14 protein-coding genes are annotated in these 13,990 nt (G+C 47.6%); 3 read left to right on the forward strand and 11 right to left on the reverse strand.

The features are described 5' to 3' along the window. Positions 1-208: 208 nt before the first annotated feature. Positions 209-841: a GNAT family N-acetyltransferase gene (locus ABTV53_RS18945; protein ID WP_282320802.1), complete on the forward strand. Its 633-nt coding sequence runs from the start codon at positions 209-211 to the stop codon at positions 839-841. Between the two features lie 134 nt (positions 842-975). Here ABTV53_RS18945 and ABTV53_RS18950 read toward each other — a convergent pair whose 3' ends face one another. The 4 genes from ABTV53_RS18950 to ABTV53_RS18965 form a co-directional block, all read right to left on the reverse strand. Next, the gene (locus ABTV53_RS18950; protein ID WP_433745262.1) at positions 976-1,671 is read right to left on the reverse strand and encodes a 5'-methylthioadenosine/adenosylhomocysteine nucleosidase; all 696 of its coding nucleotides are present in this window, start codon (positions 1,669-1,671) and stop codon (positions 976-978) included. A gap of 128 nt (positions 1,672-1,799) precedes the next feature. Continuing rightward, positions 1,800-2,813 carry a catabolite control protein A gene (gene ccpA, locus ABTV53_RS18955; protein ID WP_062835383.1) on the reverse strand — a complete coding sequence of 338 codons (1,014 nt, stop codon included), beginning with the start codon at positions 2,811-2,813 and terminating at the stop codon, positions 1,800-1,802. A 92-nt stretch (positions 2,814-2,905) separates the two neighbouring features. Further along, positions 2,906-3,253 carry a bacillithiol system redox-active protein YtxJ gene (gene ytxJ, locus ABTV53_RS18960; protein WP_433745265.1) on the reverse strand — a complete coding sequence of 116 codons (348 nt, stop codon included), beginning with the start codon at positions 3,251-3,253 and terminating at the stop codon, positions 2,906-2,908. A gap of 122 nt (positions 3,254-3,375) precedes the next feature. Then, entirely contained in the window at positions 3,376-3,789 is a 414-nt protein-coding gene (locus ABTV53_RS18965; RefSeq protein WP_017687413.1) for a hypothetical protein, read from the reverse strand. A 277-nt stretch (positions 3,790-4,066) separates the two neighbouring features. On the opposite strand from ABTV53_RS18965, the gene ABTV53_RS18970 reads away from it, so the two are divergent. Then, positions 4,067-4,591, forward strand: coding sequence for a type 1 glutamine amidotransferase domain-containing protein (locus ABTV53_RS18970; protein WP_433745268.1), 525 nt, complete (start codon positions 4,067-4,069; stop codon positions 4,589-4,591). A gap of 120 nt (positions 4,592-4,711) precedes the next feature. On the opposite strand, the gene ptsP is transcribed toward ABTV53_RS18970, so the two are convergent. The 4 genes from ptsP to aroA form a co-directional block, all read right to left on the reverse strand. Next, on the reverse strand, positions 4,712-6,472 hold the full coding sequence (ptsP, locus tag ABTV53_RS18975; RefSeq protein WP_433745271.1) for a phosphoenolpyruvate--protein phosphotransferase: 1,761 nt from the start codon (positions 6,470-6,472) through the stop codon (positions 4,712-4,714). Beyond that, entirely contained in the window at positions 6,469-8,349 is a 1,881-nt protein-coding gene (locus tag ABTV53_RS18980) for a glucose PTS transporter subunit IIA (protein WP_433745274.1), read from the reverse strand. Before ABTV53_RS18980 ends, ptsP begins: the two co-directional genes overlap by 4 nt. Positions 8,350-8,545: 196 nt before the next feature. Continuing rightward, on the reverse strand, positions 8,546-8,980 hold the full coding sequence (locus tag ABTV53_RS18985) for a CoA-binding protein (protein ID WP_433745277.1): 435 nt from the start codon (positions 8,978-8,980) through the stop codon (positions 8,546-8,548). Positions 8,981-9,039: 59 nt separating this feature from the next. Then, entirely contained in the window at positions 9,040-10,335 is a 1,296-nt protein-coding gene (gene aroA / locus ABTV53_RS18990; RefSeq protein ID WP_433745280.1) for a 3-phosphoshikimate 1-carboxyvinyltransferase, read from the reverse strand. 105 nt (positions 10,336-10,440) lie between these two features. Here aroA and ABTV53_RS18995 point away from each other — a divergent pair, with 105 nt between their 5' ends. After that, a complete protein-coding gene (locus ABTV53_RS18995) occupies positions 10,441-10,746 on the forward strand; it encodes a rhodanese-like domain-containing protein (protein WP_017687407.1) in 306 nt (101 codons plus the stop codon). 134 nt (positions 10,747-10,880) lie between these two features. Here the strand turns inward: ABTV53_RS18995 and ABTV53_RS19000 are convergent, their stop codons facing one another. The 3 genes from ABTV53_RS19000 to ABTV53_RS19010 all read right to left on the reverse strand — a co-directional run bounded on the left by ABTV53_RS19000 (position 10,881) and on the right by ABTV53_RS19010 (position 13,774). Then, positions 10,881-11,390: a shikimate kinase gene (locus ABTV53_RS19000; protein ID WP_433745283.1), complete on the reverse strand. Its 510-nt coding sequence runs from the start codon at positions 11,388-11,390 to the stop codon at positions 10,881-10,883. Positions 11,391-11,592: 202 nt separating this feature from the next. Continuing rightward, on the reverse strand, positions 11,593-13,002 hold the full coding sequence (gene gndA, locus ABTV53_RS19005; protein ID WP_124116071.1) for an NADP-dependent phosphogluconate dehydrogenase: 1,410 nt from the start codon (positions 13,000-13,002) through the stop codon (positions 11,593-11,595). A 172-nt stretch (positions 13,003-13,174) separates the two neighbouring features. Continuing rightward, positions 13,175-13,774, reverse strand: coding sequence for a hypothetical protein (locus tag ABTV53_RS19010; protein WP_076211433.1), 600 nt, complete (start codon positions 13,772-13,774; stop codon positions 13,175-13,177). Between the last annotated feature and the right edge of the window lie 216 nt (positions 13,775-13,990).

The following is a 13,990-nucleotide window of genomic DNA, read 5'->3' on the forward strand; positions in this document are numbered from 1 at the left end:
TTGTGTTGACTGAACTTCCAGTTAGCGCTTACATTAGTAGAGAGAACTTCTCATCATGTACTTGCTCGGCCAAACAGATGTTAACTATACTGTATTGAATTGTGAACATTTTTTGTCTACGCAATTATAGCAAATCTTTTCAATTGTCGTCTATGGCTTTTCAATTTTTTGGATTTTTGCTATAAGTAGGGGGAGAGGAGCATGAACCATGGAACATATCAAAGAACATCATATGCGTTCCATCTTCAAGTCCGGCCACCGAATTACTGTTGAAGGTCCCGTGCAGGCTGAGGAGATAACCCGTCTTGCCTTCCATCCGGATCTGGATGCCTTTCGGCGCCCAACGGAGCAGCAGGAAGCTCTAGCCGAGATCGCAGCGTTGCCGGAAGGGCGAATTATCATTGCACATGAAAATGAAACGATTATCGGCTATGTAACCTTTCACTATGCGGATGATTGTGAGCGCTGGTCCGAGGGCAACATGACTGATCTGATTGAGCTTGGGGCAATCGAGGTTGCGGACAACTATCGCTCGCTTGGCATTGGACGTGAAATGTTGCTTACCGCTTTGGAAGATAAATACATGGAGAACTACATTATTTTCACCACAGAATATTATTGGCATTGGGATCTGAAGGGCAGCGGACTAAACGTATGGGATTATCGCAAAATGATGGAGAGGCTGATGGAAACGATCGACATGACCTGGTATGCAACAGACGACCCCGAAATCTGTTCACATCCTGCGAACTGTTTGATGGTACGTATCGGGAGCCAGGTGCCCATCACATCGGAAGAACAGTTTGATCGTGTACGCTTCCGCCATCGGTTCATGTACTGATTCTAATGAACCTTTTGAAAACCAATATACATAAAAAACCGCTTCTCGCAGCGTTGCTCCATACCTCATGGAACGCTCATCGATAGGCGGTTTTTCATTCATAATGAATCGCTTTACTGTTCAAGCCTATACAATTACATATTTTCTAACATATGCTCCACAATGCGATGTGAACGCTGCGAAGATTCCACGGTGAATTCAGCAAAGTTAACATGCGCCGAACCATCCGCTTTATCTGACATCCCACGCAGGACCACAAATGGTACACGGTTCATGTAACAGACCTGAGCAACTGCTGCCCCTTCCATCTCAGCACACGCACCGTCCATTTCGGTATATAACATGTTAACCGTATCTTTATTCGCAATAAACTGGTCTCCAGACAACACTTTACCGATCAGGTAATTGGCTCCCATCGCTTTACACGCTTCTTCAGCCAGTGTAATAAGCGAAGCCTCCGCAGGGAACGCAGATGTCTCCTGGTAAGGAATAACCCCGCGTTCGAATCCCAGTGGCGTTACATCCATGTCATGCTGAACACATACAGACGATATAACCATATCTCCAATGTTCAGCTCCGGGTTAACTGCACCGGCAACACCTGTAAAGATAATGCGATTAACCTGAAAACGATCAATCAAGATCTGCGTCGTAACCGCTGCATTTACTTTACCTACGCCGGATTTGCACACGACAATTTGCTTGCCCAGCCACTCGCCGGCAACGTATGTAATCCCGGTTTGTTTGACCGTCTCAAGCTGCTTCATACCTGCCAGCAAAAGCTCTACTTCCTCATCCATTGCTCCGATAATGCCAATCGTTTCACGCATCTTCCGATACCCCCTATTTTCACTTTTAACCTCATTCAGCACAAAAGCTCCGTCTCCGGAGCTTTTGCTTTTGCATATCCACTATGTAGAGAGAATAATGACTTCTCCCTTTCCTGTAATAATTCCAATTAAACTACATCTGCGTGACTTACAGACAGACGAAGAATCGTTTCATGCGGCAAAATAACCCGTGGGTTCTCCACATTTTCCTTCTTCATCAGCTTCGTCAGCAAACGCATCGCTACTGCGCCAAGGTCGTACATGGGCTGAGCCACTGTCGTCAACTGAGGACGCACCATGGAAGCCATACGGATGTTATCCACACTAATAATGGAGAAATCATCCGGAACTTTCAATCCTTCATCCTGAATGCTGTGAATGGCACCAATCGCCATTTCATCTGTTGCAGCAAAGATTGCTGACGGCTTCTTCTTCAATCCGAGGAAATATTTCATCGCTTCCACACCGGATTCATAACGATAGTTACCGATACGCACCAGATCCTCCTGGTATTCCATGCCTGCTGCTTCAAGTGCTTTCTTGTAACCCTGGAAACGGGCATATCCATTCGCTGGATCTTGCAGTGTACCACTGATCATCGCAATTTCCTTGTGTCCATGACGAATCAGGGTGTTAACCGCATCAAACGCAGCCGCCTCATGGTCAATATCCACCGAAGGGAATGTGCCCTTCTCATCACTCGTTGCACAAAGTACGATCGGCACAGCTGCAGACTGGAATGCCTGAATGTGCTCGTCTGTTACTGTTCCACCCATGAAGAGCAGTCCGTCTACTTGTTTTTCGAGCAAGGTGTTAATAACACGAATTTCCTTTTCTTTCTTCTTGTCTGCATTACACAAAATAATATTGTAGTGATACATATTCGCAATATCTTCAATTCCGCGGGCAATCTCCGCGAAGGTTGAGTTCGAAATATCTGGAATAACGACCCCGACCGTGGTTGTCTTCTTGCTTGCCAGACCTCTGGCTACCGCATTCGGACGATATCCCAACCGTTCGATGGCTTCATATACTTTTTTCCGCGTTTGCGGTTTGACATTAGGGTTATTATTAACTACCCGTGATACCGTTGCCATAGACACTCCAGCTTCACGTGCCACATCATAAATGGTTACCGTCACAGTACTTCTCTCCATTACCAGTAAATTTTCATACCATTTTCATTAAGATTTATATTACGACAAATTTTTGCATTAATCAATTAAAATAGGCTTTAGGACTCACTCAAAACATTCGTAAGTGTGGTTCTAGTAATATCTGAATGGGAAGTATGCCATACAGGAATTCCCTTTTTGATCAGGATCGCCTGTGGAGATTCGTGCTTAACACCCAGCATGTCTGCTGCTTCATTGGATACCGGGCGATCTTCCACAACATAGATGATGCCATATTTCACTTGTTCATTGGCATTGTTAAGCAAATAATCGTTCATCTCCTGATAAGCGTTCGAGCTGATCGGACAGCGAGTGCTATGCTTAAACAGAAGCAAGGGTTGATCCTTGGTAGCCTCCACTGCGGAGTTTAGCTGTTCAATACTTGTCATTTTAGTCATGTCAGCCATTAGATATACATCCCCCTTTACCAGGAATACCGCTATGTTGAGCGTTTTCACTCTTCGATATCTTAACAAAAAGTGCGCGAAAAAGCCAATTTTCATGAAAACAAGCATTTTACACGTCAAAATTAGACAGCATTTGAGAAGTACTCCTGCCACACAAATCCGGATAATTGACTTAATCTGCGTTCCGTGGTCTCAATCCACGCTGCATCACCAGACTTCGTTGCATAACCCATAATGTCCAGCAGCAGATTAATACGCTCCTCCACCGCTTGTTGCATTCGATATTCCATCTCCCGATCGGTCGCATCCGGCCAGGCCAGCAGTAGCTCATGAAACAGGTCTGCCAGTTCATTACGTTCACCAAAAGATACGTCTTGCTTCACGGGCTGTTCACCCAATGTGTTTATGCATTCTGTTAAGTCCGGCTTGACCGGCGGAAGCACTTCGTAGGATACACAGTCTGTACACGCAAATACGGGTACGTTTCGAATCTCCACTTTTTTGGCGTATACCACTGTTCTTAATTCCAACTCCATTACATGTCCACATCTGCACGACTTGCGCACCACCATCACCTCATTCGTTCTATAACTCTATATAAGTACCATTCGACCTATTTCGGCCCAAATCCTGCTATAAACGAAAGGTTGCACAAATTACCACTCCCTCCAGATGCAGGTTGTCGAATGCAGGCAGTTACTGACTTGTAATCGCTTCCTCAAAACTGAATATGCACTTCCATGAAGTCCCTTGGAGAATCTGTTACAATTAAAGACGCAACAGACCTAATCACTGCAAAAAGGAGAGATGGACATGAGATTAACCGGTAAAAAAGTCATCGCTCTGGTCGATGAAGAATTCGAGGATTTAGAATTGTGGTACCCTGTACATCGGGTTCGTGAAGAAGGTGCAGAAGTGCATCTTGCTGGAGAGAAAAAAGGAAAAACCTATATTGGCAAATACGGTGTGCCTGCTGAAGCCGAATACAGTTTCGATGAACTGTGCAGTTCAGATTACGATGGTATTCTCGTGCCAGGCGGCTGGGCGCCAGACAAGCTGCGGCGTTATCCCAAAGTACTGGAGCTTGTAAAAGAAATGAATGCAGACCGGAAACCGATTGGACAGATCTGTCATGCGGGCTGGGTGCTGATTTCTGCCAAAATTCTGGACGGGGTTACAGTAACTTCTACACCAGGTATTCGGGATGACATGGAAAACGCAGGTGCCATCTGGAAAGATGAAGCCGTTGTTGTTGATGGACATATCATCTCAGCACGTCGTCCACCTGACCTTCCACCTTATGGCAAGGCATTCTGTGATGCACTCGCTGACAAGTAAAAATAACCCCATTGTGCTCTCATGCACAGTGGGGTTATTTCATATAACAAGTATTCCAATAAGTAATTATCACAAATGTAAATATATTAACTTAAAGGTAATTATATCCAGTTTACCTAATTACGATGCGTTCGAACCACTTTGTTCATCCGGACTTCCCGTGGAGTCATTAAAGACTTGCAGTCGCTCCTCAATATCTCCGCTGGTCCGCAGGGCGAAGCACTTTCGCGCTTCTTCTTTGGCTGCCGATGCTGTTGTGTTCAGCACTCTGTGCTTCACACGTAACAGGGATTGTGGAGACATACTCAAGTGGCGAATGCCAAGCTCCAACCAAAGCGGAATGGCACGTTCGTCCCCTGCCATCTCTCCGCACACACTGACATCAATTCCGGCCGTATGAGCCGCATCTGCTGTCGCACGAAGCATCCGCAGAACAGCCGGATGATAGGGGTGATACATATGAGCGATCTGCTCATTCATTCGATCTACTGCCAGTACATATTGAACCAGGTCGTTCGTACCAATACTGAAGAAATCAGCTTCCTCTGCGAGCAGATCAGCAATCATCACCGCTGCAGGAACTTCAATCATAATCCCCACCTGAATGTGAGGGTCGTATGACAGTCCCCGCTCGTCCAGATCGGACATCGCCTCACGAAGAATCTCATTGGCCTGCTGAAGCTCTTCCACCGAAGAGATCATTGGATACATGATTTTTACATTTCCGGCAGCGCTGGCACGCAGAATGGCTGTAAGCTGTGTTTTGAACAGATCCTTGCGGTCCAGACTAATCCGAATGGCACGGTACCCCAGAAACGGATTGTCTTCCTCAGGCAATTCAAAATAATCGAGTTGCTTGTCACCCCCGATATCCAGTGTACGAATGACAACGGATTGGCCTGCTGTTTTCTCTGCCACAAGGCGGTATACCTCATACTGCTCCTGCTCACCCGGGAAAGTAGCCCGGTCCATATACAGGAACTCTGTTCGGAACAAGCCTACGCCCTTCGCTCCATGTTTCAAAGCCATGTCCAGTTCCTTCACGGAACTGATATTGGAAGCAAGGTGTAATACAGCCCCATCTTTGGTTACGGCATCCACGGTAGCAAGGACTTGAAGTTGTTCCTTTTTCTTAAGTTGCTTGCTGTGAAGCATGGTATACCGTTCAATCGTCTTACGATCCGGGTCCGTAAATACCAAGCCATTGTCACCATCCACCACAAGCATATCCCCTGTCTCTACCGGCATGCCAAGACTCGCTTCCAGACCGGAAACGAGAGGAATGCCGAGTGCACGAGCCATAATTGCAGAGTGTGAAGTTTTCCCGCCAATCAAGGTCACAATGCCTAGCACATGAGTCGGATTCAGATGTGCCAGTTGAGATGGCGACAGTTCTTTGGCAACGAGTACATACGGCTGGGTATCCGAAGGAAGTGTAATCTCCGGTGCGCCAAGCAAATGCTTGAGCAGACGGTTACCCACATCCTTGATGTCAATGGCCCGCTCCTTCATATACTCGTCTTCCAGCAAGTCAAACATCGTGACAAAGTGATCAATGGCTTCTTTGACCGCCACTTCTGCCGCCTTGTACTGACGTTCGATAATGCCTCGAATTTCGTTCATGAATACCGGATCTTCCAGGATTGCCAGATGTGCATCAAAGATACTGGACTCCTCGGGACCAACAACTTCCTTGAACTCATTTTTGATATATTCGATCTCATCCTTTGATGTCCGTATGCCCTCATACAGCCGTTCGAACTCTTGGGCGAGATCCACCGAATCCATCTTCTGATCCGGCAGATCCCATTCCCAACTGGGCAGGACAAATGCTTTGCCGATGGCTATGCCTGCAGCTCCGTTGATGCCTTGTATCTTCATTCTACCCCTCCAACGTTCCTGTCATAGAGCACCACGGACATAACGGATGCCTGACCTTTCTTAACTTGCTTAAATGGAGCAAAACTCCATGATTTTACACGATCCGGATTCGTAATGACCATTGGTGTTGTCAGTGACGCCGCTTGCTCGCGGAGTACTGCCAGATCAAACTTGATCAACAACTGCCCTGGCTCCACCGTATCGCCCTCCTGAACAAAAGCTTCAAAATGGCCTTTCAACTGAGAGGTATCAATACCGATATGCAGTAACACCTCAAGTCCCTCACGGGTAGAAATGCCCAAGGCATGCATGGTCGGGTACAAGTGCATAATCGTTCCGTACACGGGTGAGACCAGCTCTCCTTTTTCCGGAACAAAGGCTACCCCATCCCCAACAAGCTTGGCTGCAAAGATCTGATCCGGTACCTCTTCAATCGGTAGCATTTTGCCCTGAACGGGAGCACAGAACAGAACCTGTTGCAGATCTCTTTCCAGCAACTTCGCGATTTCTTCCCGAATCAATTCCGAGTAGGTACCGAATACCACCTGTACGTTACCCCCACCCAGCTTGATCAGTCCAGCGGACCCCATACTCTTCATGGCACCCGTGTCAATCAGACGGTCATCATGCACAGTCAGACGAAGACGTGTAATACATGCTTCAACCTGTACAATATTACTCTTCCCGCCCAATGCTTCGAGGATTAAAGGTGCCTGATAAGGAATGTTACCTACCCAATCTTCCAGCATGGAGCCCTCTTCACGTCCTGGTGTTGGAATCTTAAACGTACGAATCGCCCATCGGAACAGGAAGTAGTAAACCAGCCCATATAGTATGCCAATCGGAATGAGTTTCCAAGCATTCTCCGATAGATGGAAATTGAGTATGTAATCAATAATACCTGCGGAGTAAGAAAATCCATGCCGGATATCAAGCCAGTAACTAATCCACATGGCAACGCCGGACATCACTGCATGCACGATGAACAGATAAGGTGCCGCGAACAAAAAAGCAAACTCAATCTGTTCCGATACCCCGGTTAGAAAACAAACGAGTGCCGATGTCAGAAAAGTTTTCTTGATTTTCGGTTTCAGATCTTCCCTGGCTTCCTGAATAATCGCAAAGGCTATTGCCGGAATGGCAAACATCATGATGGGAAACAAACCCGCCATAAAGAATCCTGCTGTTGGATCACCTGCAAAAAATCGGGGCAAATCCCCTTGCACAATGTTACCACCAGGCGTTTCAAAAGTCCCTAACTGGAACCAAAACACATTGTTAAGCAGATGATGAAGCCCGAAAGCGACCAGTACCCTGTATAACACCCCGTAAATGAACAGTCCAAAACCCCCGAGACTGTATTCCCAAGTAGCAATGCCGTTCAATCCATGCTGCAGGATTGGAGCGAGCCATAACATAAAACAGGAGAACAATGCCGAACAGAGTCCGACGATGAGCAAAACAAACCTTGAACCTCCAAAAAATTGTAAAATTTCAGGCAGTTTAATGCTTTTAAACCGATTATGCATCCCACCGGCAAGCGCGCCGAGTATGATTCCGATTAAGGAAGCGGGCTGAACGGTGCCATCCCCGAAGTTCCGAGTCACCTGATCATATATCACGATACCAGCTAGTGCAGCAAGTCCCGCTTGTCCGGCCTGGTTGGAGAGTCCCAGTGCTACACCGACAGCGAACAAATACGGTAAGAAATAAAAAATACCGTGTCCGGCCACGGTAGACACTTCACCGACAATATCCAATCCCCAGGCGTCCCAAGGCAGACTGCCAACACTGAGCAAAATTGCGGCGGCAGGCAGGACCATTGTAGGCAGCATTACCGCTCGTCCGAGCTGCTGCAAGGATCCGAGCCAATTCATGGCGACCTCTCCTTTCTATCCTAGATGGTAAGCTTTACGCAACGTTTTGTCAAAGCAAAACAGTAACCAATTGGTAATGAATACGGCAAAAATAGAACAGAAAAAATCCCGTCAACTTCAAGTTAACGGGATTCATCCTGTGTTCATTCAATTGGGTCAGATCAGGAGATCATCCGATCACAGGTGAACGAGCCTCTCAGCCGCGTCCAGCGCCGCGCAAAACGATGGAATCCTCTACCTTGATACAACGATTCGTTACCGCTGTCATGCCGTTCTCTGCAGCAATCTGGACCGCTTCATCACTATGGATGCCAAGCTGCAGCCACAGCACATTTGCTTTGATGGCAGCGGCGTCACGAGCGACATCCGCGCAGAACTCTTCGCGACGAAACACATTGACAATGTCTACCGGCTCTGGAATATCCGCGAGTGTGGCATATACCGTCTCTCCAAGGATCTCACCTTGTACCTGTGGATTAACCGGGATGATGCGATATCCTCTGCTCTGCATGGCTTCGGCCACCATATAGGAGGTGCGATCCGATTTGTCTGATAAACCGACAACTGCGATGTTGCCTGCCTTGCGCAAAAGTTGTCCAATTTCTTCACGAGTAGGGTTGCTAAATTCCATGTTCAAGCACCATCCTTTTCTGATTAAAGTGCGTGGTCAAAAGACAGGTTTCAGTTGTTTTACTCTTTTACCCATTGAACCGAGGCACCAAGCGCCTGCAAATGATCGAAATATTGCGGATAAGACTTGGCTACATGGTGTGCATCCCGAATACGAAGTGGCTCCTTGGAACGCAGACCAACGACTGTAAGCGCCATAATTACGCGATGATCGTAGTGAGCGTTAATTTCAACGCCGCCTTCAACGCCTTCTGGACGTCCGTGTACGATAATCTCGGCTTGACGCTCTTCAACGTTTGCTCCTGCCTTCCGCAGTTCGTTTAAGTAATCGGTGATTCGGTCACATTCCTTGTAACGCAGGTTCTCTACATTATAGAACCGTGACGTGCCTTCCGCAAACACAGCTGCCGCTACCATAGCCAAAACGGCGTCCGTCGCGGCATCCCCGTCGAATTCGATCGCTTTCAGTTTGCCATTACCTTGAACATGTACAACATCGTTCTCATGTGTCAATGGTACTTCCATCATGCGCAGCACGTCAACGATGGCACGTTCACCCTGTTTGCTCTGCTCCATCAGGCGCAAAATTTTCACATCAGACTGTGTAACCGCTGCTGCGGCAAGAACGGCTGCCGAGCCCGGGTAATCCCCTTGAACCGTGTAGGTCGTCGGTTGGTAAGCCTGTCCACCTGGTACACGGAAGGACATGTAATCATCACTTGCATGGATAACGATACCTGCCTGCTCCAGCACTTCCAGCGTCTGTCCGATAACCACCTTCGACTTCAGGTCATTCAGCACTTCGATGGTGCTGTCTTCTGCGAGCAAAGGCGTAACAAACAGCAATGCACTCAGATATTGGGAGCTGACGGAGCCGGATACACGAATGTGTCCACCCTTGGCATTGCCACCTTTGATTGTAATCGGCAAGCGTCCTTGTTCGTGCTGTACATCTACACCCAATTGACCAAGCGCATCGATCAGGTCATCATGGGGGCGTTTGCCCAGCGAATCCGGGTACGTATTCACAAATGTAACTTCAGGGCAGAGCGCTGTAACGCCCATCAGGAAACGAAGTACAGCACCCGCATTCCCAACATTCAATTCACGCACATCACGGGGATGACTGCCAAAGCCCTGGATCACAATCTTGCTGTCGTCTTCTTCAAGCACTGCCCCCAGATCGCGAATACATCTGCGCATGGCGTCACTGTCTTCACTGTGTGCCGGGAAATGGATGGTACTTGTGCCTTCTGCCAGCGCAGCAGCCAGCAAATAGCGAGTAGTGTAGTTTTTGGAGGACAGAGCCCCGATTTCCCCGTTCAGAGTGGGGGTTGGTTTAACAATAACGTCCATGGATGAAATTCTCCTTCATTGATTATATTGTGGCCAAATTGACATTCCGTGCATCGCTTGGGTATCATTATAGTGTTAAGTCCATACAGAAAAGAGGACCTGAATATGACACAAATAGCTGAAATTGAAACGTCTGAGCTGCGCCGCCGTTTACAGGCGGGAGAGAAGCTGCAGATGATAGACGTCCGTGAGGACGATGAAGTCGCGCAAGGCATGATCGAAGGAGCCAAACATATCCCGCTTGGACAGATTCCGGACCGACTGTCTGAGATTGAGAAGTCAGGCGAGATTGTGATCATCTGTCGTAGCGGTTACCGCAGTGAACGTGCATGTGAATATCTGCAGCAACTGGGATATGAAGGCTGTACAAACATGGTCGGCGGTATGCTTCAGTGGCAACAGGAAGACTAGAGAAACTCGGAGAGAAGCGAAGTCATTTGTAATCTTGTGACTTCTGCTCTGCTCCACTCCAGAAACGGGCCTACATGGCCCGTTTTGTTATATCTGCCGCCACCTATTAACCATCAACTTCTATGATAACAAGCTTAGACGCGGTAATGCGCTAAAATTAAACGAGTCACTTCAGCAGCGGATAACTCCGTTGTATCCACCGTATAATGTGCGAACCGGTATGCGTCTTTCCGTTCTTCCATAATTGCCTGAATGCGTTCCTCTGCATTGCCTGCGAGAAGTGGACGATTGTCACAGCCACTGACACGCTCTACAATCACTGCCGGATCAGCAGTCAAGGCAACAACCCAACCATTGTTCAACATCACGTCACAATTATCCGAACGCAGCACCACACCACCTCCGGTCGCTATGACCTGTGACTTCTTCTCCAGCACCGAGCATAACATGCGGCTCTCGGCATCACGGAAATACGTCTCTCCCTTGCCAGTGAACAGTTCCGGAATCGTACAGCCTTCCTCTTTTTCCACCGCGGCGTCCACATCAATCAATCGATAACCAAGCTCGCGTGCAAGCATGTCAGCAACGGTTGATTTGCCGGTTCCCATCATGCCGATGAGAATAATATTGTTAGACTTGCTCAAGGTGTACACTCCTTTAATTCAAGCAATTCGTGAGCACTTTTGTCCTATCATAACACAGCCCTGCGGACGGGGAAAGACCAAAAAGAGGCCTGACGTTAACCGGCAATCTCCGGAACGCCAAACCTCTTTTAAGCCTCTTAGCAGGCCCAATCTGCCACTATAAGGCGCTTTACCCAAATCTCATCGATTCGTATAGCGGGTACTACTCCATCCAGTTGTGGTGGAAGCTGCCTTCTTTGTCCACACGTTTGAACGTGTGAGCACCGAAGTAGTCACGTTGTGCTTGCAGCAAGTTTGCTGGCAAACGCTCTGTACGGTAGCTGTCGTAGTAAGACAGTGCGCTGGAGAAACCAGGTACCGGAACACCTTGTTTTACAGCAGCCGCTACAACTTCACGCCATGCGCCTTGATAAGACTCAACGATGTTTTGGAAGTAAGGATCCAAAAGCAGGTTTTTCAGAGCTGCGTCCTTATCATAAGCTTCCTTGATGTTTTGCAGGAACTGCGAACGGATGATGCAGCCACCGCGGAAGATCATGGCAATGTTGCCGTATTTCAGATCCCAGCCATACTCATCGGAAGCTGCACGCATTTGGGCAAATCCTTGTGCGTAAGATACGATTTTACTTGCGAAGAGCGCTTTACGAACGCTCTCGATGAACGCTTTTTTGTCGCCGGAGAACGCTTCAGTCGCTGGTCCACTCAGGATTTTGCTAGCTGCTACACGCTCGTCCTTCATCGCAGACAGGAAACGGGAGAATACGGATTCCGTGATCATGGACAATGGAACGCCGAGATCCAGCGCGCTTTGGCTTGTCCATTTACCTGTTCCTTTTTGTCCAGCCGCGTCCAGAATGACGTCAACCATTGGTTTGCCTGTTTCCGGATCGTATTTAGAGAAGATATCTGCTGTGATTTCGATCAGGTAACTGTCCAGCTCTCCTTGATTCCATTCCGTAAAGATCGCATGAAGCTCTTCCACGGAAACGTTCAATACGGATTTGAGCAAGTGATAAGCTTCACCAATCAACTGCATATCTCCGTACTCGATACCGTTGTGCACCATTTTCACATAGTGTCCGGCACCATCAGGTCCAATATATGTACAACATGGATCGTCACCGACTTTGGCCGAGATCGCCGTCAGGATCGGTTCAACCAGTTTATAAGCACTTTCCTGTCCACCCGGCATAATGGAAGGGCCTTTCAGTGCGCCTTCTTCACCACCGGATACACCTGTACCGATGAAGCGAATGCCTTTGTCTTCCAACTCTTTGCTGCGACGTTGCGTGTCAGGGAAGTATGCGTTCCCTCCATCAATGATGATGTCGCCCTCATCCAGGTGAGGAAGCAATTGTTCAATGGTAGCATCGGTCGCTTTGCCGGCTTGTACCATGATCAAAATTTTGCGCGGGGATTCCAGGGATGCTACGAACTCTTCAATGGAGAATGAGCCTGTCAGGTTTTTACCTTCAGCCTCTTTTAGAAGATCATTGGTTTTCTCCGGGGAACGGTTATATACCGATACTGAGAAACCTTTGCTTTCAATGTTAAGGGCCAAATTTTTGCCCATGACAGCCAGGCCAATTACGCCAATTTGTTGTTTTGTCATCTGGTCCTCCATCCTTTGCTCCAATTAATTTTATTGAAATAAATTCTCAACAATATTCCCATTTTAACGGTTTTATGTATAGAAGTGAACCCCGTGGCACAGCTACGCAACGAGAAAACACCCCAATCCGCTGAGGTGTTCATCGTATTTTCATAAATACGGCCTTATCTTGTCATCCTTCCAACATTAACAGATGTCCTGACAACTGTTTTAAGACTTCACGGCAAGCATTAGCTTTTTCTATATTATCCATCTGCATGGCTGTGTAGAGGCGTTCCAGTTCATCGTCCACTTCCATACGCAATAACATGAGCCTTTCCTCGCCTTCACGCGAGAGAAACATTTCTTCCATCTCTTCCGCCGTCGGCGCAGGTTCCTTTTGAAATATCACACGTTGTTTGAACCCCGACACTTCCACGAGCCGAATGACTTCACCGAATAAAATGTTCTCCACGGTCATCTGCTGATCCTTGAACCGCTTCACAACCGCATGCCCACGTGTATCTCCAATCAGTTTCTCCAGCCACTCTGCAAGTTTTGCATCCTTAATGATATAATCCCCAGTCATTTTGTAGTTCCCCGTGCGTGTCTGTTGAAAGCGGAGCTTTACCAGCTTGCGGCCGGTCCGGACTGACAGGATAAAAAAGGATTCGTCCTCGCTCCAATATAGTGAATATCCCTCACGAATAAGGTCTCTGATCAAATTTTGGATATGCCGACGGTTGAACCGCAGCTCCAGATTGCAATATTCAACTTCATAACTCTTATTCACGGCACTCCCTCCATCTGTACCGGATCAACTCCGGCCCTCGTCTTCAATCGCTTCTACTCAATCGGCTTACCCTATTTTATACTTCATTTTATGTAAGGGTACTTGGTTATTTGACTATTTTTCACCGAAAGGATCGCAGGATTGCAGCTTTCCGCAGATGCACAGGGGCAAGCCCCCGATTATCCTGATATAATGAACGCGAAAAAGGGAGTTTCA

Source organism: Paenibacillus amylolyticus (assembly GCF_050990605.1).
GTDB classification, from domain to species: Bacteria; Bacillota; Bacilli; order Paenibacillales; family Paenibacillaceae; genus Paenibacillus; species Paenibacillus amylolyticus_H.